This window comes from Kitasatospora sp. NPDC051705, from assembly GCF_044453265.1.
GTDB lineage: Bacteria > Actinomycetota > Actinomycetes > Streptomycetales > Streptomycetaceae > Kitasatospora.
The window spans coordinates 1-25,329 of record NZ_JBITCO010000027.1 but is presented as its reverse complement, the minus strand read 5'-3'; the positions used below and the strand labels follow the sequence as shown (position 1 = coordinate 25,329).

The 25,329-nt window shown below is 71.5% G+C and carries 17 protein-coding genes, 1 pseudogene and 1 CRISPR repeat array; of the genes and pseudogenes, 9 read left to right on the top strand and 9 right to left on the bottom strand.

The features are described 5' to 3' along the window. Positions 1–8: 8 nt before the first annotated feature. From ACIA8Q_RS27275 to ACIA8Q_RS27265, 3 genes are all read right to left on the bottom strand, one after another. The gene (locus tag ACIA8Q_RS27275; protein ID WP_396317822.1) at positions 9–2,429 is read right to left on the bottom strand and encodes a tyrosine-type recombinase/integrase; all 2,421 of its coding nucleotides are present in this window, start codon (positions 2,427–2,429) and stop codon (positions 9–11) included. Next, the gene (locus tag ACIA8Q_RS27270; RefSeq protein ID WP_396317878.1) at positions 2,429–3,604 is read right to left on the bottom strand and encodes a tyrosine-type recombinase/integrase; all 1,176 of its coding nucleotides are present in this window, start codon (positions 3,602–3,604) and stop codon (positions 2,429–2,431) included. Before ACIA8Q_RS27270 ends, ACIA8Q_RS27275 begins: the two co-directional genes overlap by 1 nt. 1,259 nt (positions 3,605–4,863) lie before the next feature. Further along, positions 4,864–6,195: a TIM44-like domain-containing protein gene (locus tag ACIA8Q_RS27265; RefSeq protein WP_396317821.1), complete on the bottom strand. Its 1,332-nt coding sequence runs from the start codon at positions 6,193–6,195 to the stop codon at positions 4,864–4,866. 928 nt (positions 6,196–7,123) lie between these two features. Here ACIA8Q_RS27265 and ACIA8Q_RS27260 point away from each other — a divergent pair. The 3 genes from ACIA8Q_RS27260 (at position 7,124) to ACIA8Q_RS27250 (ending at position 12,837) form a co-directional block, all read left to right on the top strand. Further along, positions 7,124–7,525: a DUF6193 family natural product biosynthesis protein gene (locus ACIA8Q_RS27260; RefSeq protein ID WP_396317820.1), complete on the top strand. Its 402-nt coding sequence runs from the start codon at positions 7,124–7,126 to the stop codon at positions 7,523–7,525. Positions 7,526–7,858: 333 nt separating this feature from the next. Next, positions 7,859–11,977 (top strand): DEAD/DEAH box helicase, encoded by a 4,119-nt coding sequence (locus ACIA8Q_RS27255; RefSeq protein WP_396317819.1) that lies wholly within the window; start codon positions 7,859–7,861, stop codon positions 11,975–11,977. A 461-nt stretch (positions 11,978–12,438) separates the two neighbouring features. Then, a complete protein-coding gene (locus tag ACIA8Q_RS27250) occupies positions 12,439–12,837 on the top strand; it encodes a VOC family protein (RefSeq protein WP_396317877.1) in 399 nt (132 codons plus the stop codon). A gap of 197 nt (positions 12,838–13,034) precedes the next feature. After that, a CRISPR array of direct repeats spans positions 13,035–14,099; the repeat unit is 29 nt; unit sequence CGGCTGACCCCCGCGGGTGCGGGGAGGAC. 260 nt (positions 14,100–14,359) lie between these two features. Here ACIA8Q_RS27250 and ACIA8Q_RS27245 read toward each other — a convergent pair. The 3 genes from ACIA8Q_RS27245 to ACIA8Q_RS27235 all read right to left on the bottom strand — a co-directional run bounded on the left by ACIA8Q_RS27245 (position 14,360) and on the right by ACIA8Q_RS27235 (position 17,353). Continuing rightward, positions 14,360–15,502, bottom strand: a complete 1,143-nt coding sequence (locus tag ACIA8Q_RS27245) for a ParB/RepB/Spo0J family partition protein (protein WP_396317818.1) — start codon at positions 15,500–15,502, stop codon at positions 14,360–14,362. After that, complete coding sequence (locus ACIA8Q_RS27240; RefSeq protein WP_308437661.1) at positions 15,502–16,140, bottom strand: ParA family protein; 639 nt, start codon at positions 16,138–16,140, stop codon at positions 15,502–15,504. Before ACIA8Q_RS27240 ends, ACIA8Q_RS27245 begins: the two co-directional genes overlap by 1 nt. Positions 16,141–16,957: 817 nt before the next feature. Next, positions 16,958–17,353: a hypothetical protein gene (locus ACIA8Q_RS27235; protein ID WP_396317817.1), complete on the bottom strand. Its 396-nt coding sequence runs from the start codon at positions 17,351–17,353 to the stop codon at positions 16,958–16,960. Positions 17,354–17,486: 133 nt separating this feature from the next. On the opposite strand from ACIA8Q_RS27235, the gene ACIA8Q_RS27230 reads away from it, so the two are divergent. From ACIA8Q_RS27230 to ACIA8Q_RS27210, 5 genes and pseudogenes are all read left to right on the top strand, one after another. Further along, the gene (locus tag ACIA8Q_RS27230; RefSeq protein WP_396317816.1) at positions 17,487–17,894 is read left to right on the top strand and encodes a hypothetical protein; all 408 of its coding nucleotides are present in this window, start codon (positions 17,487–17,489) and stop codon (positions 17,892–17,894) included. 65 nt (positions 17,895–17,959) lie between these two features. Further along, positions 17,960–18,182 (top strand): annotated as a pseudogene (locus tag ACIA8Q_RS27225) (IS5/IS1182 family transposase); the annotation flags it as partial. Positions 18,183–18,937: 755 nt separating this feature from the next. Continuing rightward, positions 18,938–19,264 carry a hypothetical protein gene (locus ACIA8Q_RS27220; protein WP_387903262.1) on the top strand — a complete coding sequence of 109 codons (327 nt, stop codon included), beginning with the start codon at positions 18,938–18,940 and terminating at the stop codon, positions 19,262–19,264. Next, the gene (locus ACIA8Q_RS27215) at positions 19,261–20,892 is read left to right on the top strand and encodes an alpha/beta hydrolase (RefSeq protein WP_387903259.1); all 1,632 of its coding nucleotides are present in this window, start codon (positions 19,261–19,263) and stop codon (positions 20,890–20,892) included. The genes ACIA8Q_RS27220 and ACIA8Q_RS27215 overlap by 4 nt, the downstream gene beginning before the upstream one ends. Before the next feature lie 148 nt (positions 20,893–21,040). Next, positions 21,041–21,466, top strand: a complete 426-nt coding sequence (locus tag ACIA8Q_RS27210; protein ID WP_396317815.1) for a hypothetical protein — start codon at positions 21,041–21,043, stop codon at positions 21,464–21,466. A gap of 1,076 nt (positions 21,467–22,542) precedes the next feature. Here the strand turns inward: ACIA8Q_RS27210 and ACIA8Q_RS27205 are convergent. The 3 genes from ACIA8Q_RS27205 to ACIA8Q_RS27195 all read right to left on the bottom strand — a co-directional run bounded on the left by ACIA8Q_RS27205 (position 22,543) and on the right by ACIA8Q_RS27195 (position 23,861). Beyond that, positions 22,543–22,671 (bottom strand): hypothetical protein, encoded by a 129-nt coding sequence (locus tag ACIA8Q_RS27205; protein ID WP_396317814.1) that lies wholly within the window; start codon positions 22,669–22,671, stop codon positions 22,543–22,545. Continuing rightward, the gene (locus ACIA8Q_RS27200; protein WP_396317813.1) at positions 22,668–23,504 is read right to left on the bottom strand and encodes a barstar family protein; all 837 of its coding nucleotides are present in this window, start codon (positions 23,502–23,504) and stop codon (positions 22,668–22,670) included. The genes ACIA8Q_RS27205 and ACIA8Q_RS27200 overlap by 4 nt, the downstream gene beginning before the upstream one ends. An 81-nt stretch (positions 23,505–23,585) precedes the next feature. Then, positions 23,586–23,861, bottom strand: coding sequence for a hypothetical protein (locus ACIA8Q_RS27195; RefSeq protein WP_396317812.1), 276 nt, complete (start codon positions 23,859–23,861; stop codon positions 23,586–23,588). Positions 23,862–24,171: 310 nt separating this feature from the next. Between ACIA8Q_RS27195 and ACIA8Q_RS27190 the strand changes: the two genes are divergently transcribed. Continuing rightward, complete coding sequence (locus ACIA8Q_RS27190) at positions 24,172–24,471, top strand: helicase-related protein (RefSeq protein ID WP_396317811.1); 300 nt, start codon at positions 24,172–24,174, stop codon at positions 24,469–24,471. Positions 24,472–25,329: the final 858 nt, after the last annotated feature.

The window sequence follows — 25,329 nt, the reverse complement described above, 5'->3', positions numbered from 1 at the left end:
GGGCATGCTCACGGCTCCCTTCGGAGCGTCGGCATCGGGAGGGCGACCAACGCACTGGCTGCGCGTCTGGCGATCTGCGCGAGTTTGTCTTCCGCTCCGGCCAGGCTGACCCGGAGTCCTTCGACCTCGCCGAGCCAGCCCTCGCGCTCGGCCTCCTCGATGCGAGCGTGGAGGTTGTCGCGGATCTCAACCAGGCGGTCGCGTTGGGCGGGGTCGGGCCAGAGCATGGGGCAGCGGACGCAGGCGTGTTCATGGATGCAGGGGGTGCTGAACGCGCGGCCGCAGGTGCCGATGGAGACCTTGCGCCGTTCGAAGTGACCGAGGAACTCGGTCCACTCCTCGTCGGTGGGGACGCGGTATTCATCGGTTGGCCGCATGGCTCGTCGACGGGCCAGGAAGGCCAGATGGGCTTGGACGGCCTCGTCGGGATAGACCGCCTTGTAGCCGAGGGTGACGTTGATGTCCTGGTGCCCGGCGATGACCTGGGCGATGTGCGGGGGCAGGCCGCTGAGGACGGCGTCGGTGATGAACAGCCGGCGGAAGTCGTGCGGCGTGAAGTGCAACGGGCCGCCGATGACGGAGTCCGTCAGCCCGGTGTGTGCGAGCGCGGCGGTGAGCATCTTCCGGACGGCGCCCGAGCTGATCGCCCGGTTCTCGTAGCCGCGGTGTCGCTGGAACAGCAGTGGTGCGGGCGGCAGCCAGGTGCGCTCGTAGTGGTCGTAGGCGGGGACCAGGGGAACTCGGCCGTTCTTGTCGCGGACCCTGCGGATGATCGTGGAGAGGACCTCGGCGAGCTCGGGGCTGACGACCAGGAGCCGTTCCGTGTCGGTCTTCGACGGAACGATCTGCAGCAGCGGGATGAGCTCGCCGGTGGTGGGCAGCCGGTACCGGATCAGGCTGTGATGGGAGAGCTCGGTGAGTTCCTCGACCCGGATGCCGGTGGCCCGCAGAACCTCGACGATGGCGAAGGCCCAGAAGGCGCGGTCCTCCTCGCGTCCGAGATCACGGCGGTGCCCGGTGACGGGGTCCTCGGCCAGCACTTTGGCGACCGCTGACCGCCGCGGGGCGACGCGCACCAAGGTCTGCCCAGCGGCGGAGAACGTCTCGCCTGGTGCCGCGGCGCGGGCGGCGGCCAGCACGGTGGCGGCGTCCTTGCGCCGCTGGTCGACACTGCGGACCAGGACCGGCAGTACTGGCAGACGCTCGCGGGTTCGGGCGTCCATCCGTGATTTGCGGCGCCGTTTGTCCTTCTTCCGGTTGATCTCCTCGCTGCCGATCGGGCAGGGGGCGACCCAGCCGGCCCAGCGCGCGGGATCTTCGACGGCCCAGTGCGCCAGGTCCAGGTAGAAGGCTCGCACTGGGGTGAGGCACTCGCGGTAGTTGATCCGAGGTGCTTCGGTGGTGACCCGGCGGCCGTCCGGGGTGCGGACGGTCTTGGTGGTGGTGCGAAGCCGCTGCTTCCAGGCGTCGGCGACACTGGTCGGCAGGTGCAGGCTGTCCATGCCTGGGTGGTGCCGTTCCAGGTCGGACCAGAACAGCTTGGCCAGGTAGTAGGACAGCGCATCCAAGCTGTTGTAGTCCAGTGCCGGTTGGCGTTCTCGCAGGTAGTCGACGAGGAGGTCGCGGACGGGGCGGCAGGCGATGCCGTAGCGGTCGATCAGCTCTTCGGGCGTGCGCTGTCCGCCCGTCCGCAGTTCGCGCAGCGTCGCCGGGGCCCGATCGTCGAATACGTCCAGGTCGTGCAGGACCCGATAGAACAGGTGGGTGGCTCCGACGGAGGTGCCGCGTAGTTCGGCCTCGATGTCCAGCAGCTCCAGGACGTCGCCCGGGACGATGTCGGCGATGATGCCGCCCTTGGCGACGAGGATCTGGGCAGCGCGGTAGGCGGTGCGGGTCGCCGCGGCCGTGTTGACGCTCGGATCCGTAGCGCAGCGTTCTCGCAGTCGGGCGAAGCCGGTCGGGTCGCGGTGCTGGGCGAGCATGCCGACGAGCGCGCTGCTGCGGAGCGACGAGGTGATCAGCCAGGGCAGTGAGGGTCGGACGAGGTCGGCGCAAAGAGCGGGATGCACCGCCCGGAAGAAGGACTCCTGGCGCCAGGGGACCTCGTGACCGCGCTCACGCATCCAACGCAGCGGGATCTCCCGCCAGTTGGCGCCGTCGTCGTCGGCGCCGCTGGCCAGCCAACGCTCCTGCCAGGTCGCGCCGGGCTGATCGGTCAGCCAGTCCAGCAGCAGGCGAAGCCCGAACTTGCGACCGTTGTTGTCGCAGGCCGGGGCGAAAGGCTCGGCGGCCAGCCGACCCCAGACTTCCTCGCGGGTCTGCCTGGTCGCTGGCCAGGTGTCCTTCCGCGGCCGTGCCCGGACCAACTCCGTGACCCGCCGAAGCGGCTTCGCCGCCGGGGCCTGCGGGGTGTTCAGCGTCATGGTCATCAGCGGGCGGTCCCGAACAGCACGTCCAGCGACTCGGCCGAGTAGCCTGGGGCAGCGGCGGGTGCGATGCGTGCGGTGGCCTGTCTCGTTTGCTCGGCATGATGGGCCAGCAGTCGCCGGATGACTTCTTCCTTGCGAGGAGTGAGATAGATCTGAGTTGTGGTCAACTGGGCATGGCCAAGGACGAATTGGACATCGGTAAGTGGGAGACCGGGGTCCTCTGCCATGCGGTAGGCGGCGGTGTGCCGCAGCGCGTGCAGCGTCGCCGCGGTGCCGGCCTTGCTGTTGGCCCGCTCGAACATTCGGTGTGCCGCGTGGTAGGTCAGTGGCCGAGACGGGTTGCGCAACGTCCACCAGAGCGGAAGCCGCCGCCCCTGGGGGATCGCGTCCTCCATCTCCAGCTGGTAGAGCCGCAGCCAGACGAATGCATCCGTCGAGGCCGGAAGCTCCTGGACCTCGCCGGTGCCCTTGCGGACCACGCTGATCAGCTGGCGGCCCGGGTCGACCCCGCCCTGCCAGGCGCTCAGCAGCTCGCTGGCCCGCGCGCCGGTCGAGACGTAGAAGGCGACCAGGGCCCGGTCGCGGTGGGAAGGCAGCCGGGCGAAGATCTCGTTGAACTCCGTGTCCGGGACGCTGCGAGGAATCCGCTGCGGCAGCCTCGGTCGGTAGAGGCCGATGCGCTCGTTCCGTGGTGGATCCATCGGGTTGCGGTGAGCGTGCGCTCGCCGCCCGCGACGCGAGCGGTCCAACGGAAACGGATTGAGGACCGGCCCGGTGCCAGCGTCGCGGTGGAAGTCGTAGAAGGTCCGCAGCACCGTCTCGCTGTGCGTACGGACCGAGGTCGCGTACGGCTTCCCGCCGGCAGCCCACCGGCCGGCCTGGTCCGGGCGTCGCCAGTGCCGACGTGACGGCTGCCCCGCGATCTGCAGCCAGCGGGAGAAATCCCTCGCCTCGATGCGACTGGCCCGATCCCACGGCACGTCGACGGCCCAAAGGAACCGGAACCAGCGCAGCAAGTCCATCCCGTAGGAACGAGCCGTTGTCGCTGGCCGTCCGGCCGCTTGCAGGTCCCGCAAGAAGACAGCGACTCCCTCAACCGACGTCCCCTGCGGATCGACGAGCCGGTAGGGCTCCCACGGATCGTCCGTGTCCACCAGCTCGCCGACCAAGGGCACGGACAGGACCGACAGGTCTCGCGATGACTCCATGGCCAGCCCAACGACGATCCCGCCAAAGGGTCACTGACCTGCAAAGACGTCACCAGTAGTTCAGTCAACGGGTAGTGCTGGCGGAAGTCGGTCCAGCGTGGATGCTCTTCGCGGGAGCGACTCTTTCGGATTACCCGGGAGACCGCGGGCGAGAGGTTGTCATACCGTATTTGGCCGCCCGGGACGCCGCCCAGCGTGCGGAACGCGTGCAGGTGGCCGTCCAGGAAGGCCTCCTGCCCGCACGATGCGGTGATCCGGTGGATCGCCTTGCCGGAGTAGGCCAGGCGGAACGCGAACAGGTAGCACTTCGTGCGCTCGCCGGCCAGGTCCACCCAGACCTCGCCGAAGTCGACCTCCGCGTCCATACCGGGCTTGTTGTGCCGGATCACGAAGCCCGCGACGGGGGCCGCCCCGGCGGCCTCGGCGATCTCCTGGCGCCGCCGGTGGACGTAGTCCCACAGCGTCGAGTACGCGATCTCGGCCCCAAGTTCCTGCTGAAGCCGGGTCAGGATCCGCTTCACCGTGTGTCGCTGCTTCGGCGGAGCCTCCAGGTCGTCCAGCAGCCACTGATCGATCGTCTTCTTGAGCGGTTCCAGCCTGGGCGAATGGCGCCGAGGCGTCCGGCGCGGACCCGGCACCGGTGACGACAGGGCCTCGCGCACCAGCCGTCGGTGGACTCTGTACTTCCGCGCCAGCACGCGGACCGACAGCCCCTCCCGCCAGGAGTCCCGGCGGATCTGCAGGAACAGCTCTTCCTTCGAGGACACCACCCGGCATCGCCCCCTCATGGCGACCTGCACCGAGCGTCCCAGCCCACCGGCCAGAGTGGGGCCACTTCAAGCCGGAACAACCCCTGAACACTCCCGCACGCCCCATCGGTGGGGCCAGCTCAGGCCGGACACGCGGGGCCACTTCAAGCCGTTAATGCCACAGCGGTGAGGCCGGCGGACAGCCAGTTGCGCGCGGCCCAGCCAGCGGCCTCTCACGCCCGCGGCGCTCCGCACCACTCTGGCGGGCGGTGTACCGCCGACACCAGCCACCTGAAGCCCGGACCGCCCCACTCCTCGGGAGCCGCTGAAGGCGCGACGACGGCCGGAGGCGAGCCCCGCCGCCCGGGGCGGGCGAGCGACCGGCTCACGGGATCGGCCGGGCGCAGCGCGAGAAACCCGGGGCCGGGGCACGGCCGACCGCCACCGCACCTACGCCCGAGCCGGCGCGGGCCCCGCCTACTCCACCGCGGTGGCGATCACCGTCCACGCCTTGGTCGACGTGTCGTCCAGCCGGAGGTCGAACGCGAAAGCGATCGGACGGCGCTTGCGCGCGTCACCGCGGAGCACCTGCTCGCTGCGTCGGTCCACCTCGTAGTAGACGCCCTGCGCGTCGACCGCGACCCGGAAGACGATGGGGTCGCGGGAGACCAGTGAGCGCACCGCGACGGACCGGACGACGGCGTCACGCATGACGGTGCGGTCGGCCGTGCGCACGGACGTGAAGTCCAGGCTGCCGTCGTTCATGACCCACTCCTCGAGGAACCGCTCGACGGCGACCTCGAGGACCGCCTTGTCGAACCGGCCGTCGAGCACGCTCAGATCACCGGCGGCGGCGTCGGCGTCCGTGCTCCACACGATGTTGGTGAGCGACAGGATGTCGCCCGCGCCCCTGACCGCGGTCTTCCCGGCGACCTCGAGCACCGCCTCGCGGGCGACCTCCCTCTGGTCCCAGCCGTCCGTCTCGATGGCGCTGGTCAGGTGGTGCGCACCCTCGGCCGCCTGCTCCACCGACGACACGATCCACTCCCCGGCCCCGCTCTTGCGCAGCGTCCAGTACTCGACCGGACGCGTCGAGCCGTCCTTGCGCACGGCGTCCGGACCGTTGCCGCGGCGCACGTAGTCCCTGAGCGTCGCGGTGATCCGGAAGGTGACGGTGTCGTTCACCTCGCCCGCGCGGTTGGCGACGTCGACCAGCTCGACCTCCGGGCCGGAGACGATCTCCACGACGTTGACCTCGCCGCGCGACTCATAGTCGCGCAGCTCCTCGGCCCACTTGCCGTAGAGCACCGGGGACAGGATCCGCTGCAGCGTGGCGTGGTCGTGGTGGGTCCAGGCGTGCTGGGCGGTCACGTACAGCCAGACGGCCCGGTGCTCGAGCGCGGCGCGCTCGAAGGTCGGATCCGTGTCGGCCAGGGCGTCGACCCGCGCCCCGACCCGGGCCGCGCGCTCGCGCGCCTGCGCGTCCGCGCGGTGCGCCACACGGTCCGACACCGTGTTCAGACCGGCCGCCTGCGCCGCCTTCCGGTGCCGGTACACGAGCCACAGGATCAGCAGGACGACGGCCACGATCACCACCAGGGCGACGAGCCCGCCGCCACCGGTTCCGACGCCGTAGCCGAAGCCACCGCCGCTCGACCCGTGGAAGCCACCGCCGTGGCTGCCCCCGCCACCGCTGCTGCCCCCGCCGCCGAACCCGTGGCCGCCGCCCCCGCCGCGGGCGTACGCGACGGTCGGGCTGCTCAGCGCGGCCGCTCCGGCGACCACGGGTATCCATCGACGGGCGCGCACCGGGCTCCCCCTTCACGAATCAGAGCTGTCCGACGAGAGCCTACAAGCCGGGTTGTCCGGGAGACCCCGGGGTCGGTGAGTCGTCCGAGGGCGGGGACGGCGGGCCCACCGGGGCATGGATCCGTCCGAAGAAGGCGTCGGAGCGCTGCCGGCAGGGCTCCGCATAAGTCGAGCCGATACCAGGACCACACTCGGGCACGGGCCGGCGACGCTTCCGAACCCGCTCCGGCGGTCCCGCCGTGCCCGCTCGCGCACACTGGAAAGGACCGGTCCGCGTCCGAACCCCCGAGCGGGCGGCGGACCGGTCCCAACCGCCCACGCCACGCATCCGGGCGGGAGCGTTCCGGGTGGGCCTCTCCGCCCGGAGGGCGGCTGCCCCGAAGGCGCTTCCCTGCCCCCTTGACGTTGCGGCGCCGTCTGCGGCACCCGCCCGGACCCCGAGAGCCGTCAGAACCGGCCCGCCGGTGAAACGGTGCGCGGGACGAGTCGTTTCGTCCGATGTCTCATCCCGATACCGGCTGTTTGGTCTGCGGTGCCGGGTCGCGCGAGCCCTGGCAGTACTACGACCTGGGCCACGGCTGGTGCACCTACACCTTCTTCGAGCAGTGCCAGCACCGGATGGCCTGCGCGCGCTGCGACTTCTACACCCCGGAGAACTCCAGCAGGGGCCAACTGCTGGAGGCGAAGGAGAACCTCCAAAAGATGCTGGTCAACATCCCGCTCACCGATGACGAACGCGCTGCCGTCGACGACGGCCAGGCCGCCCTGGACCAACTCCTGGAGCGACTCACCGACGTCCCCACCCCAGCCGGACCGACACCATGCCAGCTCGGTATCCCGGCCACGGCAAGGCTGCTGCCGATCGTCGAGGTGACATCGACGGGGAAGGTGCCGAACCCGCTCGCAGCGAGGCCGCTAATCTCCGGGCATGAACGACAGCGACGCATCCCGGACGGAAGCCGAGGACCCAGTAGCAGCGCAGTGGCAGCTGGTTCGAGAGATGAACGAGAACCGCATCGACAAGCACCTCGTCGAAGCGGCCTACACCAACCCTGCTCTCCGAAGCCTCTTCCCGTTGGTCGGCCACGGATCACTGCAGTTCAGCCGATGCACCCGCTTCCCTTGGTCTCAGGACCTGCCCTCGATCTTCCCCCTCGATGGCCAACGGTTTCGCGTGTTGAGACTGCACGAACCACAAGGCTCCGGGCGGGAGCGAATCGGCGGAGCTTTCACTGCCGAGGAGGCCGTCGAAATCGCTGCCGCAAACCTTCCAGCCGGCTGGGGTCCCGCCGTGGACGGCAAGCCTGACGTCCTTGAACCGCTCAGCTGACAACTCTCCGGACTGCAGCGACTTTGCTGTTTCTTTGCCGCTCCTGAGGCGGCGTCGAGAAAGCGGGCGCAGCAGCTGGCCTGTGGAGGTGCCAAAGGGCCGTGGCCGTCCTGCCACGTGCCCGAGACGCCCGGACGGGACATAGCCGGCCCACCGTCAGCGCTCACCGCGATGCCGTCCCTGCCTCACCGCTGTGGCAGCCGAACGCCCGGCCCACCAGCCCGCCGTCCGGTAGATTCGGCCGCCGGCTGATCGGCACACGAAGCGGCTGTGGGCCGCGGGTTCGACGCAGGGGGCAACGGGGTGCGGACCGGGGACGGGCGGGGCCGGCGGGTGGGGGACCTGCTGGAGTGCTGGCGGGCGATCGAGCTGTTCAGTCCGCCGACCATTCCGGAGGTGCCGCGCAGGCGCCGCGCAGGCCGTCCGCGGGTGTCGGACACGGTGGTCGTCGATGTCACGCCGGCCGCAGGCCAGGTGGCGCCGCCGCTGCCGTGGGCGCCGGAGCATCCGGAGACGGCGGCGTGGCGGGCACCGAGCGGGATGGTGTGGCGGCACGAGGTGTACGGCGGGGTGTTCGACCTGGAGCGGCTGCGCCGGGCGATGATCGCCGTGCTGCCCGAGGACACGGAGCCGGATCCGGGGGTGCCGGACGGGGAGCTGGAGCTGCCGGGCAGGAGCGCGGTGTTCGCGCTGGTCCTGGACGAGTACGGGCGGCCCGTCGCGGACACCTCGGTGGTCTCCGCGTGCGCCTGGGCGACGGGGCGGCTCTTCGACCCGGGGCCGTCGGCGCCCGGGTGGCTGGACGGGTTCGAGGAGCTGGGCGAGGCGTTCGAGGTGGCGGTGGGGCGGCTGGCCGCCACGCAGGTCCCGTACGCGGCCGGCGCCGCTCCCCTGCCGAACCCCCTGCTGTCGCGGCCCATGGGCGCCGCGCCCGTACGCCAGGAGCCCGTCCCCGCCGACGGCTGGCGCCGGCTGCTCGCGGAGATCCTGGGCGGCGCGGCGGTGGCCGCGGTCGGGGCGCTGTTCGGCGAGGTCGCCGGCGCCGCCGTGCAGGGGGCGACGGAGCCGCTGGTGCGGCGTGTCGCCGAGTGGTCGGCGGCCCGCCGTCCGGACCGGGCGGACACCGACGGGGCCTCCACCCCCGGCCCGGACGGCGCCGGCCCGGGTACCCCTGGCCCGGATACCCCCGGCCCGGACACCACCGTCCCGCCGATGCCGCTGGAAGCGTCCGCCGACGTGCCGTCACCGGACGGCGAAGCCCCGGACGACACCGGCAGCCGCCCGGTGGCACTCGCCGACCTCGTCGCCCTGACGGCCCAGATCGCCCACCTGTGCGGCGTCGAGGAGCAACTCGACCCGCGCGTGATCCGCGTCCAGAGCAGGCTCGTCCGCCTCCCCCGGGACCCGAAGGACAAGCCCGCCACCCCGCAGCCGTTCCTCAACAGCCTCCTGCCGCCCGACCTCGCCCGGGTCCGCGCCGCCCTCACCGACAACAAGGGCACAGGCAGCGGCAGCGGCGGGGCCGAGGGCCTCGGCCCCGCCCTGGAGGCCTACCTGACCTCCCACCGGGACATCCCCGTCGACGCCCGCACCGACCTGCGCGAGGACCGCCTCGCCGTCCTCGACGGCGTCGACCCGGCCCTCGTCCCCGCCGGACGCTGGCCCGCCAACGCGAGCCACCCGCTCGCGCTCAGCCAGCAGTTCGCGGTCAACCGCATGCTCGCCGACCGCACGGACGGGACGACGGCCGCCGCGGGCCCCGACGCCGGCGGCCTCTTCTCCGTCAACGGACCGCCCGGCACCGGCAAGACCACCATGCTGCGCGACCTCGTCGCCGCCCTCGTGGTCGAACGCGCCGCCGTGATGGCCGGCTACCGGCGGCCCGGGGACGCGTTCCCCGGCCGGGCCTGGCGAGGCAAGGACCGCCAGGGCCGCCACGCCCGCTTCGTCGCCGCCCTCGACCCGAAGCTCACCGGCCGCGAGATCGTCGTCACCTCCTCCAACAACGGCGCGGTGGAGAACATCACCGCCGAACTGCCCGGCGCCGCCGCCCTCGACGAGCACTGGCACGACGGCCCCGACCACTTCTCCGACCTCGCCTCCGCCCTCCTCGGCGGCGAGCCCGCCTGGGGACTGGTCGCCGCCGTCCTCGGCAACAAGGCCAACCGCACCCGCTTCACCCAGCGCTTCTGGTGGGGCCGCCTGCCCGAGAACGAGAGCGCCGCCCGCACCGCCGCCGGGCTCCCGCCGCTGCGCGGCATGAACGCCGTCCTCGGCGACTGGGTCCCGCCGAGCGCGCCCAAGCCCACCCGCACCCCGCGCGACCGACGAACGGCCCCCGCCGCAGCAGCCACCGACACCCGCACCGCCACCACACCCGCCGGCCCCGCCCAGCCCATCCCCTCCTGGCCGCGGGCCGTCGCCGCCTTCACCGCCGCCCAGGCCGAAGTCGAACGCCTGCGCGCCGAACGCGCCCGCCTCGCCGCCACCCTGGCGGACACCCGACCCGACCGCCTCCACCCCCGCCTCGACGCCCTGCGCGCCGCCATCACCCGCGCCGACGCCCGCGCGGCAGCCGCCCGGGCCCGCCACGACACCGCCCTCACCGCCGTCGACACCGCCACCGACGCCGTCCGCACCGCCGAAGCCGCCCACCAGGACGCGACCCGGCGCATCCCCCACGCCCGAAGCGTCCTCGCCGAGGCCCGAAGCGCCCTCGCCACCGCCCGCGAACGCGCCGACCACCACACCCGCCAGATCGCCGCCCTCACCACCCTCCACGACGAACCCCCCACCGCCCAGCCCGGCCTGCGCGCGGGCCTGCGCCGCCTCCTCCGGAACAGCGCCGAACGCCAGGCCGCCGAACAGCACCGCGAACGAGGCCAGGCCGAACTCCTCGCCCTGATCGCCCGACAGCGCACCGCCCTCGAGGACGCCTACGACCACATCGCCCGCTGCGCACGCGACGAGGACCTCGCCGCCGCCGAACTGCACACCCGCTCCACCACCGCCCTCACCGACGCCGCCACGGCCGTCACCCGCGCCCGCGCCCGCCGGGACGCCGCCCACGCCGCCGAATCCACCGCCTACGCGGCCGCCGAACAGGCCCGCGGCGAGGCATGGGCCGCCCGCCGCGACCTGGAGGACGCCACCGCCGCGCTCGACGCCGCCCACCGCACCCTGCGCACCGCCGCCACCACCCTCCCCTCCCTGCCCCTCGACTGGCTCCACCTCGACGACCACGAACAGGAACTCGGCGCCCCCTGGTCCGACGAGGCCTGGAGCACCGCCCGCAGCGACCTGTTCCTGCGCGCCCTCGACCTCCACCGCGCCTTCGCCGCCAACACCGCCAAACGGATCCGAGGCAACCTCCAGGTCCTCATGGACCTCATGACCGCGAACAGCGGCCCCGTCCCCGACGAACAGGTCCTGCACGCCTGGCAGACCCTCTTCCTCCTCGTCCCCGTCGTCTCCACCACCTTCTCCTCCTTCGGCAGCATGTTCGCCCGCCTCGGCCGCGGCTCCCTCGGCTGGGTCCTCGTCGACGAAGCCGGCCAGGCCACCCCACAGGCCGCCGTCGGCGCCCTCTGGCGAGCCCGCCGCGCCGTCCTCGTCGGCGACCCCCTCCAGCTCGAACCCGTCGTCACCATGCCCACCGCCCTGCAGCGCCGCCTCCTGCTCGCCCACCACGTCGACGAGGAGTGGCTGCCCTCCGCCACCTCCGCCCAGGCCGTCGCCGACCGCGTCAACCGTCACGGCACCTACCTGCCCGCCCCCACCGGCGCCGAGCACGACACCGTCTGGGTCGGCTCACCCCTGCGCGTCCACCGCCGCTGCGAAGACCCCATGTTCACCGTCAGCAACGACACCGCCTACGGCGGCCTCATGGTCCACGGCACCCGCCCCCAGCCCTTCCCCGACCCCGGGCACGACGGCCTCCTCCCCAGCCGCTGGCTCGACACCCCCGACCCCGACCGCCCCGCCGACGCCCCCTGGGGCGAACGCGACCGCCGCGCCCTCACCTACCTCCTGCGACAACTCGACCGCCACGGCGTCGACACCGAACGCCTGCGCGTCATCGCCCCCTTCCGCGCCCTCGTCCGCGAAGCCCGCGAAACCTGCCGCACCCTCCCCGGCTGGACCCCCGAAACCCTCGAGGAACGCTGCGCCACCGTCCACAAGGCCCAGGGCAAGGAAGCCGACGTCGTCGTCCTCCTGCTCGGCGCCGGCGGCCGCCCCGGCGCCCGCGCCTGGGCCGCCCGCACCCCCCACCTCCTCAACGTCGCCGCCAGCCGCGCCAAACGCCGCCTCTACGTCGTCGGCGACCGCGCCCTGTGGGCCCCGCTTCCCTACTTCGACGTCCTCGCCGCCGAACTCCCCGCCTACGACCACATCGAGGACCGCGACACCTGGCCCCTCGACGCCCCCGAACCGGCCGGCCCGCCCGCATAGTCCGTGTCCTCCAGCCCGCGTCGCCCCCGAACGGCCCGTCACGGGCGGGGGCGCCCGTACCGGATCCGTGCCGTCGTCCCGACCTTGGGGGAGGAGACGCGGAACGGGGGCCGGCTTCGTCGGCCGGCCCGGGTGTGGATGCGGCCGCGGAGCCGGCCAGTGGAGAAGGGGGACTTCGCGGGACATCTACAATGCCCGCAGACGCGCGCACGGCGGGGCCTGCCGCGCTGAGCGTCCTCGAGCGGGTTCGGGGGCGACGGACGGGCCGCGGCCGTGACCGATGGTGAGGACGACGTGCTGACGGTCCATGACTCCCCGGCCACGTGCCGGACCTGCTCAAGGGTCCCCCGGGCAGCCGGGAGCCGCCGATGCGATGCCGTGCCGGTGGGGGCATCGTGCGACTCGGCTCGGTCGGCCGGGACGGCCTCTGTGGCGGCGGCGTGACCAGGCCCATCGGCGGAATGCTGCACCACGTCGAGATCTGGGTCCCCGACCTTGACCGTGCCACGGCCTCCTTCGGGTGGCTGTTGAAGGCCCTCGGATACACGTTGGCCCAGAGCTGGAGCGACGGGCGCAGTTGGCGCCTCGGGGCCACGTACCTCGTCTTCGAACAGTCGAAGGCTCTCACCGCCGACCGTCACGACCGGTGTCGGCCCGGGCTGAACCACCTGGCGTTCCACATCGACGGGCCGGACACGGTGGAGGCGCTGGTCTCGGAAGCCCACCAGCACGGCTGGCGCCTGATGTTTCCGGACCGTCACCCGCACGCGGGCGGCGAGCACGTCTATGCCGCCTATCTGGAGAACGAGGACGGTTTCGAGGTCGAGCTTGTCGCGATCAGTGCGCCGGAGGCGGACTGAGTGCAACGGAGGCCGCTTGAGCCTGGGTGCGGCTCAAGCGGAGCCACCCCACTGTCGCCGCTGCTGGCAGGCCGCAAGCCGACCGCTGCCCTCGTACCTGCATCTCCGCCGGCTTTCCTGGCACCTCTGACCTGCTGCCTCGACTGACCTCGTGTAGGGGGAGGACCCGCCCTCGTGGATCTCACAGGCTTAGAATCCGGCTGACCCCCGCGGATGCGGGGAGGACGGCCGAATCGGCATGGAGCTGACCCGCAGCGACGGCTGACCCCCGCGGGTGCGGGGAGGACGCCGTCCCGACCAGGCTCTCCAGGCCCGTGTGCGGCTGACCCCCGCGGGTGCGGGGAGGACTCCGCGCACGGGTTCACGGGGATCCGCTTCGCCGGCTGACCCCCGCGGGTGCGGGGAGGACATCGGGCTGGCCATGACCCGGTCCAAGTCCTGCGGCTGACCCCCGCGGATGCGGGGAGGACGCGTAGGCCGCAGTCAGCGAGTCGATCTGCTCCGGCTGACCCCGCGGGTGCGGGGAGGACTCCGCCACGGTCGACAGCTCGGCGGCGCCGACCGGCTGACCCCCGCGGGTGCGGGGAGGACGCGCCGAACCCCTGGGCCCGGTCAACGCCGTCCGGCTGACCCCCGCGGGTGCGGGGAGGACTCGGGGACGTTTGGGACGTTTCTGCGGTACACCGGCTGACCCCCGCGGGTGCGGGGAGGACGCCGCCGAGATCCGGTTGGAGCTCCCGCCGGCCGGCTGACCCCCGCGGGTGCGGGGAGGACGGGTGTAATTCGGACCGGCACCCCGGCACCGATGGCTGACCCCCGCGGGTGCGGGGAGGACCAGGGCCGTGCCCCGCAGGGGCAAGGCGCAGCCGGCTGACCCCCGCGGGTGCGGGGAGGACGGACGTGGTGCTGTTGGTCATCGGTGCTGTTCCGGCTGACCCCCGCGGGTGCGGGGAGGACGCGCGGGACCACCGGCCCGGGCCAGCGTCGGACGGCTGACCCCCGCGGGTGCGGGGAGGACCGCGCGCACGGGGCCGGTGGTGGCCCTGCTGCCGGCTGACCCCCGCGGGTGCGGGGAGGACTCACGGGCAAGGGTGCTCTTGCCGTCACCGCCCGGCTGACCCCCGCGGGTGCGGGGAGGACCCGATACGACCACGACGGCTACTCGTCGGTGTCGGCTGACCCCCGCGGGTGCGGGGAGGACGACCGCAATCGGTACAGTTGGACACATGACCGCGGCTGACCCCCGCGGGTGCGGGGAGGACACTTCCTGAGCTGCGGCGCAGCAGCGGCTTTGCCATTTCTTGACTGATGGGATGCCAGGTCTGGAAGCCCGTCACTGTGTTGTCAGAAGTGGCGTGGTCAGAGTGTCGAGTTGTCAAGGAGCACCTGACATCGTGCCACGCGCGCCTGACGGTTTCCTCGGCCTGTCGACCAAGGAGAACAGCTGGCCCCGCTGCGCCGGGCCTCAAGGAGCCGTGTTGTCCCGCCCCGCCCGAAGGTGAGGCGGGACAACACGGATGTGTCAGCTGTTGGTCGTCAGCAGACGGTTGGCCAGGGCGTCGGCGAGCCGGTAGGCCTCGTCGGCCGAGAGGGTGCGGCAGATGGCATCTGCCAGTTCCTCGACGTTGTGCCAGTCGACATCGCCGAGCTCCACCGTCGGGGCGGAGGCCGCCGGCTTCTCCCGCTGCTCAGGCATCGGGAGCGGCTCTGAATTTTCCGCGGAAAATCGGTCGGCGATCGGAGTGGGCTCAGTGCTCGCGATCGGAGCCTGCGGGGCGGGCTCCGGCCGGGAGGCGGGAGGTACCACTGGCCGCGGCGCCGGCGGCGCAGCCTCCGTGGCCGGCTGGGGGGCCGGCGCCGGGGCGACCACCGGCTGCGGGGCCGGCATGTCGGCAGGAGCGGCCTTGGCCGCGGCCTTCGCTTCCACCCTCGCCGCCCGTTTGGCCGCCACCGCGTCGGAGTCGGACTGGAGCAGCTGCTCCAGCTCTGCCGTCTGTTCGGCCAGGGACATCTCCTCGATGCCCTTGACCGACCCCAGGCGCCGCGCGACGTTGATGGAGACGCCATCCTCGCCGCGCGCCTTGGCCCGCACCTGGCGCTGCAGCTCCGGGTGGAGCTTCAGCAGGTTCTTGCGGTGCGAGATCCAGCTCTGGGACCAGCCCTCGGCCTCGGCGGCCTCCTTGGCGGTCGGGTACTGCGCCACGATCAGCAGGACCGCGTTGGCCTCCTCGATCGGGTCGAAGTCCTTGCGCGCCATGTTCTCGTCGAGCGCCGCCCGCAGCAGGGTCGCCTTGGACTCCGCCACCGTGTCGTCCACGACGACCAGCAACTGCTCCCGCCCGTACAGCTGCGCCGCGGCGCGGCGGCGGTTGCCGTTGACGATGACGACGTCCTGCGGACCCGCACCGAGCGCCTGCCGGTCCTCCGGCCACAGCCGCAGGTAGGCGTCCGGGGTGACGGCGAGGCAGCTCTGCAGCTGGCGGTCCTTGATGCTCGCCAGGTCGGAGAGGTCGCCCAGCTCGTCGCGGGGGTTGCGCGGGTTGGGCAGGCAGTTGGCAGTGGGTACCCACCGTGCCGGGGTGTCGTTGGCGCTGCTGTCCACACCCGGGGCGTCGACGACCGGGTCGGCGGCCATCGACGCGAAGGAGACGCGACGGCCCGCCATCAGCGACCCCCGTATCCGAGCTCGAGGGACAGGCGGAAGAAATCCTCCCGCGCCCGGTAGGCCGTGCCGCTCTCCTTGTACTGGGTGACGACGGTGCCCTCGGCGACCGCCCGCGAGTGGATCTTGTAGCGGCGCAGGACGGTCTTGGCGCGGGGCCAGCCCTTCGCCGTGATGTACGCCTCGGTGTCCTCGAGGTCTGCGCGACCGTCGCGCGGGTCCCAGTTGTTGACGACGATCCGGAAGGGGATGTCCATCGGCTCGATGACCTTCTGGATGGTCCGGGCCGTCGGGTCGAAGCACAGCGGCTCGGTGATCATCGGGACCAGGACGTCGTCCGCGATCTCCAGTGCCCGGCGCAGGATCTCCTCGTCGGCCAGGGTGCCCGGCGTGTCGATGAAGATGTGCTCGTACTCGTCCTTCTCGCCTAGGACGTCGAAAGTGCACGCCGCGAGGTTGACCGTGGTGGTGGTCTTGCCCACGCCGCCCTTCTGATTGGCGATGACGTGGATCTTCGCGCCGGTGTTCTTCAGGTGGATCAACTGATCGGCCTGCTCGTGCGCCGCCATGAAGTCGAAGGGCAGGTTGTCTCCCACCCGCTCCGCCCAGACGACGGCGGACCCCTGGGGGTCGGTGGACACGACAAGCACAGATGGCTTCATGATGTTCCGTTCTCTCCGTGGGCTTCCCGGGCGGTGTTGCCCGGTACTGCGGATGCCCGCCGCTCAAAGCCTGGACGGCGGACGTGGGACAGCATTCCAGATGATCAGGTCGGAGCTTGAACCGACCCGCGTGTCGCGGAGCACAATGATCGAATCCGATTCCGCGCCGCGGGTCACCATGCCTCTCCGAAGCCGTCCTGATTGTTTCTCTGCGGGTATGACGGCGAATGTGTGGCGGAGGGGGGGACGCGCACGGAAGGCGGCTGCTGGAGCGTACGGATCGAATCGCATGATGGGGATAGCCCCATTTGTCGTGGACCGCCCTGCGTATGCCGGCGTCACCAGCCTGGCCGGGCGTGCGGTGGAAGGCGGGCGGCAGCGGCCGTCGGCGGCGAGGCGGGGGTGAGCCCGTGACAGGCCCGCTCAGCCGGCCGGGCCCGGCGGATGCGCCGTGGTGAGTTCCGCCTACGTCGGCCGGGTGAGGACGTCCTCGGCCGTTCGGGTCCCGTCCTGCTCGTTCAGGCGGGCCAGTTCGGCCAGGGCGGCGGAGTCTCCGGTGGCGGCGACTTCCCTGTAGCGGCCTCGTGCGCCGTCCCTGTCTCCGTGCAGTTCCCTCAGCCGTCCCGTCTCGGTCAGCGCGGCGTGGTAGCCGGCATCGAGGGCCCGTCGCGCGAACGCGTCCGCCGGCCCGGGCCTCTCTCCGGCCGCCCGCGCCAGTTCGGCCAGGGCGGCGGCGTAGCCGTCCTCCGCGACCTGCCGGTAGAGGGCCCCCGCATCCCTCGCGTCGCCGCCCTGCTCACCCAGCCGGGCGAGGTGCCACGACGCTGCCGCGCGCGGCGTCGTCGGCGCGCCGGAGGAGCGCTTCGGCGCCCCGCAGGTCGCTGTGCTGCTCCCTGAGCCGCGCCAGTTCGATCAGGGAGACGGTGTATCCGGCGTCGACGGCCTGACGGTAAAGCAGCTCAGCGCCATTCCAGCTCGCGGTCTGCGCCTGCAGGCGCGCCAGCGCGGGCGGGAGTGCCTCGTCGTCGGCGTCGGAGGGCGTCGCGCGTCCGGCCTGGCAGGTGGCGTTCGCCCACGCGGTCGAGCACGGGTACTCCTTCGTCGCCGAGGGCACCTTCCGCAACGCCGAGGCAGTGGTCGCCGACGCCAGGTTCTTCGCAACCGGCCGACGAGGCGACGGCTCACCCGCCATGCCGCTTCCCGAGGGCCGCAGCCGCGACGACCGTGTCGACCGAGAATCCGCCGGGGACGGATGTCGGGTACGGCCGCCTGGGCTTGAAGGGCCCCGTTGACCCTGCACAGCTCGAACCACGCCACTGCGATGCGTGGACCCGAGCGGCAGGCTCCTGTCTATAAGCGGCGGCGAACCTCCGACAGATCGGACTGTGGGACGACTAAGGGACCCGTGGATACTCACCGAAGGCAAGGACCTAACCCGCGATTCGAGGAGCGAGACGACTGAGCACAGCCCGACCGTGGCAATCTGCGAGGACGTGCCCACGTCCGTGGTCTACGACATGTTCGCCGAGACAGCGACACACCTCTCGGCCCGCTTTGTGGGGCTCTATGACGGCGCGACCGCTGAACGCGAACGCCAAGACTGGTGGACCAGAGTCCTCGACCTCCGGGACGAGCGGGACGCGGTCGACCCCTACGACCGAGCCGCTCTGATCGCCAAGATCACCGTGTGGACAGCCGAGATCCGAGCCCTTGACGAAGAACGTCGTGGCTGACCCGGATCCGTACGTGCTGACTCCGGAACAGCTCAGGGAACGATTCGACAGGGCGACCGAGGGCTACGTCTTCGGCCGACGGCGCCTACCCGAACACCGGCCTCGTCATCCCTCATCGCCCACGAGCAGGCCGCCCCCTCCGCGGGCCCAGGAAGAGGACGACGCCGAACACCGACGCGTGCGCGCCTGCGTCGAGCACACCTTCGCTCGCATGGAAGAACTACAAACATCCTCCGAGACTGCCGGCAGAAAGGCGACGGCCTGCACCACGCGGTGCAGGCCGTCGCCCACACAGACCCGGCCTTCTTCGCCGAGAGCTCCGCCGCGAGGTGGTCCTCTCCCGCGTCGTCGCGGAGGCCGCGCTCCAGGACCTCGAACAGAACAGCTGACGGACCTTCCCCGGGATCGAGGGATGCCCGGGGAACACGGGAACAGAACGCGGTGGAGACCGCCACGGGAGCCCACCGAGACCTGACCACCTACCTCCGGGCGCCAGAACGCCCGGTGGGCAGGCCCGGCAGCCGACTGACCCTGGTCAACAGTAGCTTCAAGGGGAGTGCAGGAACTCCTGGCCGCCGCCTACCCGAAGTCGGGGTCGTGGCGGTCGCTTGAGGCGCGGGCACCGGGTTGGTCAGCTCGGTCAGCATCTTGGCGGCGGCCTGCTCGGTGGTGTCAGGATCGCGGGGGGCTGACCCGATCCAGATCATCACCATCCGGAGTATCATCGCCCCATTGTTCGCCTCCAGCCCGGGCGAGCGCGGAACCACCGGCGGCGAGAACGGTGACCCCTGCATCACCGTACACATCGAGCCCTGACCGGCAGCCAGTCCCGTTCCCGGATCGGCCCCTCGATCTCCCCTAGCCGTCAGTGACCCGCCTGCCCTGCTGCGCGGGCCCAGGGGCCGGTACTCCCTGTGTAACCCCGACCGCCTGTGCGGTCCGCAGTAGTATCTGAGTATTTGTACGGATGCGGAGCGCGCATCACCTGTCTAGGGTTCTGCGGGGGTTGAGCTCAGGCATTCGTTTCGGGGAGGGGAACCCACGTGGCTGACAACACCACAGGCAAGGTTGTGATCAAGCCGGCGGATCTACGGGCATCCGCGGGTGTCGCGAAGACGCTGGCGGAGGAGTTCGGCACGCCGATACAGGACGCGGTGAACACCAGTGCCACCGTGTCGGGGCAGCTGACCGGATGGTCGATCGCGGGTGGACTCGCGCAGCTGGGTACCGACTGGTCCAAGCCGCTCGGTGAACTGCGGCAGCGCCTCGTGAGCACCGCGACCAACCTGGAGGCCAACGCGGCCGCACACGAGCACACCGACCAGGCCGTCGCCGGCGCGTGGGCCGTCGCGCCACAGGCAGCCAAGTGACCAGCGCATACGAGCTCCTGGTGAAGTTCGACCCGCACGGGCTGCACGACGCGGCGAAGACCTGGACGGCGCTCGGCCACGCGGCGGAGACCACCGGCCAGCGGCACCGCAGCCAGGTGGACGGACCGCTGGCCGGCAACTGGGAGGGCGAGGACGCGAAGGCCGCGCTGCCGTTCCTGGCGAAGACGGAACAGCACCTGAACATCGTCAAGATGGAGGCCGACACCGCCGCCCTCGTCCTCAACACCGTCGCCGACCGGATGTACCAGGCGCGGACCAACCTCACCAACGCCGTGAACCGTGCGGTGGACGCCGGCCTGAACGTGTCCGCCGACGGCGTCGTCAGCCTCCCGCCCGAGGGCAAGGGGGAGCACAACGACCCGGAGGCGCAGAAGGCGCGCCAGCAGCTCGGGTCGGAGATGAGGAGCTTCCAGGACCGGATCAACACCGCTCTGAAGGACGCCCAGACGGCAAGTGACCAGGGCAACTCGGCGTTGGGACGGCTCAGCTCGGACGCCCTCGACCCGGCCAAGGTGGACGGTGCGCTGGCAGGGGCGAAGAGCGCGGCCGCAGCTGCGATGCAGGACCTCGGACTGGTCGACCCCTACATCCCGGACGGCAAGGACCCGGAGAAGTCCGCGGCCTGGTGGAAGGGGCTCACCCCCGAGCAGCAGGACGCCTACCTGGCCCTGCACCCCGATCAGATCGGCCGCCTCGACGGGCTTCCCACGACCGTCCGGGACGAGGCCAACCGGCTCGTCCTCGACGAGAAGCTGGACGCCTACCGAAGCGGGAAGCCCGGCGACTTCGGTGTCGACGAGGACGAGTACAAATCGCGGATCAACGCCATGGAGGAGATCAGGAGGAAGCTGGCAGCGTCCGACGGGAACCCCGAGAACCACCGGATGTTCCTGCTGGGAGTCGATCCCGAGGCGCACAACGGCCGGGCCATCGTCTCGACTGGCAACCCCGACAAGTCGCAGCACACGGCGGTCTTCGTGCCGGGCACCGGAACGGTGTTCGCCGGGGTGCCGGGACAGATGGACCACATCCGGCGTCTCCAGAAGGCGGCCGAGGACGAAGCCGACGGGGGTGCGAACGTGGCCGTCGTATCGTGGCTCGGCTACGAGACGCCGAACTGGCTGGACGGCACCGTAGCCGAAACCGACCGGGGAGATGCCGGAGCACCGCTGCTACGCAACTTCGCCAAGGGGCTGCGGGTGGCCGAGGGCGACAACGGCCTGTGTTCGCACCTGACCCTGATGGGCCACAGCTACGGGACCTACGTGGTGGGCGCGGCCGCGCGCGACGGCGGTGCGAATGTCGACGACATCATCGCGCTCGGCAGCCCGGGAATGGGAGTGGACAAGGCGTCCGAGCTCAACATCGATCCCAGGCACGTCTGGGTCGGCACGGCCAAGGACGACTTCATCCAGACATTCACCGGCACCGTGTTCGGCGAGGGCCCCCAGAACGGGGTCTTCGGCGGCCAGCGCATCCAGATCGACACCAGCGGACACGGGGGCTACTGGGACACGGGCCCCAACGGGGCGAGCGAAAGCCTCGACAACCAGGGGCGGATCATCGCGGGCCGGCCACCGACGCTCGCTCCCAAGCCCCCGCGCTGACCCTGCGACCAGTCCGACCGACCACCGACTCAGGAGCACCATGACTGCCAGCGCGCCCCGCACCGCGGGCCGGATCATCGCCACCGCGCTCCTGCTCGCGGCACTCGGCGGATGCTCATCCGCTACCGACAGGAGTGACACCCCACCCGTGAAGTCCAAAGCCGACGCCCAGACCTGGGCCCAGCAGATCACCGACCACATGGCCCGCACCGCCGGGATCGAGACCGACCCGTCGACGATCTCCGCGCTCTTCACCCCGTGCACCGGCAAGAACGGCGAAACCGCCTCCGACGACCGGTACATCCTGATGTACAGCGTCAAGAGCTCGGTTCCACGCGCCCAGCACCCCGACGCGGTCAGGAAGATCCGCGACCTGCTGACCGGCGAAGGACTGACGGTGAAGGGCTACCGCGAGACCGCCGACGGCAGACCGGACGCACTCGTCGACACCTACCACCCCACCAGCCGGTACTCCGCCACGGCCTCCACCTCGGGTACCGGGGACCGCATGTACCTGAGAGTCACCACTCCCTGCCTGCTTCCACCCACTGCGGGGTCTACCCCCGGTTCCTGAAGCAGGTTCTCGACAGACACGTGCCGGGCTCTACGGCTGGAACGGTTCCCTCGAACTCCTCGGCGAGGGCGTGAGCTCCTGTCCCGTCCGTGCGTCGCAACGCCGGTCGGGCAACGTCCGCCGCAGCCAGGGTCTGCAGGGTGTGCGCTTCCGGGTTCCCGGGTTCCGTGAACACCTCGGTGATCCGGTCCGGATCCCTCCGACGCCGGCGGCGGCCAGGTACTCCTCCGCCCACGCGTTCGCTGGCAGGACGCCCACCGGGCGGGCCCTCCCATACCCGAGTGGGCCTGCCCCGGCCCTGGTACGCACCGCCTTACCAAGGGCGGGGGGATCAACACCTGCGACTGCCAACGGGCTCTGCCAGTCGCGGCGGCCACGCTGCCGCTGCTACGCGGCGGTGTGGCATCGGTTCGGCGGCCTGGCTGACACACTCTCGACCAGGCGCCCGACCACCCGGACGGCAATCAGCTGCTTGCCGTCGAAAAGTGGGCGGAGCAGGCCGCCAAGGCGGCTGCGGCTGCCGAAGCGGCCAAGCCCGCGAAGACTGGATCCTGGCGGCACCGCTCCCGACCCGCCCTCATTCTTCGGCCGGAGCGAGCCGCTGACCTGCGCTGGCGAGTTCCGCCTGGCAGGGTTGGCGAGTTATGTTCCCAGGGAACTGGTGAGATCGTCCGCTCTGGCCCCGCTAGTGCCGATGAGTTCTCGTGTCCCCGGCGGCCTGACCAGCCGGGCAGGGTTCGCGCCCGGCTTCCCGGCCGCCTGCCTGCCTGCCCGGTCTCGGTCGGTGCCCGCTGGCCGGGGCTGGGTTGTTCCCGCTGGGTCGCCTTGCCCGGGCGCCGTTGTCTGCTCGGCTGCCTGTGCCTGTGCCTGTGCCTGTGCCTGCGCCGTCGTCGCTGTCCGGCTCGCTGTCGCTGGCCGGCCGGTCGGCCGCTTGCTGCCGTCCCGCCCGCGCAATGGGAGGCAGCGGAGGCGATGGAGGCGTGAGGGCCGAACGCGGTACTGGACATGGGGTGACCGGGCCGGTCCGTCCTTCGCGAGGTCGCGTACGGTCGGCGGTGTGTCTGCGGCGCCGGGGTTCACGTGGCCGGCTCCTGCTGGTCGAGTGCCGTGGTCAGGAGGGTGACGGTGTGGGCGGCGTCTTCGGCGAGCCCGGGTTGGCCGTCGTCGGGGTCGAGGGGGCCGGAATTCTCCGTCGCCTGCCTCACCGGAGTACGACGTCGACGCCCTTCTCGCGCAGGAGGTTCACGGTCACCTCGAAGTAGGACAGGCCGCCGAGGTGGTGCAGGACGTGTCCGGCGAGGGCGTGACGGGCGATGTCGGCATGGTGCCAGACGAGGGTGAACGGGGGGACGACGGAGGGCCCACCGCACAGGTGGTCCGCCACCGAGTCCAGGCATCTGCCGTAGTTGGCGCCGGGGCCGAGCAGGGCTTCGCCGAGTGCCAGGACCAAGCCGCTCCTGTCGGTGACGTGCTGTCCGTCCAGGTGGTAGGTCCCACCGGAGAGGCCGCCCGGCCCGTACGGGCCGACGTGGGTGAGGTTCAGCCACTCGGACCGGCCCTTGGCGTCGAACTTCGCCCACTGGTTGGGCAGCGTGGGAGTACCGTCGGACCAGATCTCCCAGACCGTGCGGGCGGCCAGGGCGGGGCGGTCGTCGCCGGGGTCGGCGATGGTGACGTCGATCAGGGTTCCGCCGAGGACGGACGGGCGTGCCTCGACGATGTGCAGGTCGAGGCGGTACCTGGTCATCGTCCGACCGTGGCGGTCGAGGCGCCAGAGCGTGATCGGGTCGCCCTTCTGCGGAAGGGGACGACGCAGCAGGGCCAGAAGCGGTGCGGCGGGTTCGCAGCCGATCAGGTGCACGGGCTGGGTGGGTCGCTTCGGGCGCGGGGTGAACAGGCCGTCAACGGAACGGCAGCTGCCCGATGGGCTGTCCCCCTGGATCGAGGGGAACCACAGGTCGAACCGCGGGCTCGAAGGCAGCCGCTTGCCGCCCCAGAAGTCGTCCTCCCTGACGCCGGTGCCCACGACGATGTCCACGCGTCCGGGATCGCCCGGCGTGGGCCACCGGGCCAGGACAGCCGTGTCCTCCAGGTCCCAGAAACGGGCCGGCCCGTCGTTCTAGGGGTCCACAGGCTCGATCGAGAGTATTCCGTCCCGCAGCAGCCGTACCGGTTCGGTGCTGTCCGTCACGGCCTGGACCAGCAGGCTCTCGCGCGGGCAGCCGCGCAGCGTCAGGACCTCTCGCGGCAGCGGAGGCGGGTCCATGAACAGGCCCTCGACCTCCGCGCACCGCCCCCACAGCACGTCCTCCTCCCGGCCGTGGATGTCCTCCCGCACCAGGAGATACCGGACCGGGAAGTCCTGCTCCCACCCCGCATGTTCCTCGGACCGCACGCTTCTCCCTGCTACCAGGCTGCCTTGGCGCACTCACCCTACGGTTCAGTGACGCCGACGCCCTCCGAATATCGCGTGCTTGGAATGACGCTCCCCGCCAGTCGGCGGCTACGACTGGACCCCCGAACGCTGCGAGGCCTACGCCAACGACCAGGGATCACCCCTCATCCTCGCCGTCACCGCCAAGTCCAACCGAGCCAAGGACGACAAGGACCCCGCCGACCGGCTCCCCCCACTCAACGGGCCCGTCCACTGCCGCTGCGCCTCCGAATGGGTCTCCACCAAGCTCCGCTGGAACCTCGCCGCCACCATGAACGCCGCCGCCGAGCTGCTGCCTGCTACGGACCGGCGGGAGCGGGTGACCGCTCTCGCGGTGGTCGGCAGCGACAGGCTCAAGGACCGCCGGGCCGCCATCGCCACCTTCTCGGCCACCACCGGCGAGCGGCCCGGAGAGGAGGGCGAGGAGTGCTGCACCGTCTGCAACAGCCGGCTCCTGAACGAGGACATCGACGTCGAGGCCGTGGATTCGATCGTCTTTTCGGATCCGAAGTGCTCGGTCATCGACGTCGTCCAGGCCGTCGGCCGGACGCTGCGCCAGTCCTATCGGTAGGGCAAGGCCTCCTGGGTCATCATCCCCGTCTACCTGCCCACCCCCGAGGTCGGCGACGACACAACCACCGCCGACCCGGCCAAGGTCACCGAAGCGGGGGAGGCGGTCAAGGCCGAGGCCGAGGAGGAGATCGAGGCGTCCTCGTTCCGCACCATCTGGCGGGTCCTGCGGGCCCTGGCCGCCCACGACGCCCGCGTGGTGGGCCGGATCACCGAGCTGCGCACCAAGCGGGCGGGGGAGAAGGACCACACCGTCGTGTCGGACGCCGGCGAGGGCGAGGTGATGGACGCCGACGCCGGTCAGGACGACGCTGTGGGGGAGTCGCCGGTGGACTGGCTGGGGATCAACGCCCGCAGGACGCGGCTTCGGCCGCGGCGCAGCGTGACTGCGCCACCTGACCGACGACGCCCTGGACACCGCTCGCCGTACGCTGCGCCTCCCCGGCCGCCTGGTATCCACCCCGCTCGACACCGCGACCTGGAATGCCCTGCAGCGATGCCTGGACCACCGTGCCCGCACCGGATCGGCCAACCCCCACATCCTCACCACCCGCCTCACCGCCACCACCCGCGCCCCCGCTGACGCCGCCCATATCCGCGCCAGCCTCACCCCTGTCGGCCTGCTGCCGCGGGTCCTGCGCTCCACGCGTCTGCCGACCCTCGCCGACCAACTCGACATCGAACTGCTGACCGCGGCGCTTGGCATGTCCTACTCCGGCGTCACCCCCTACCTGAACCCCGCGCACCCGCCCCACGGCTCGTAGCCGGGTCTGTACGGTCTTCGGTGTAACTCCCGATCAAGGAAGAACACCTGATGAGCGACGTGATCGTCTCTGCCGAGGCGGTTGAGGGAGTCCGG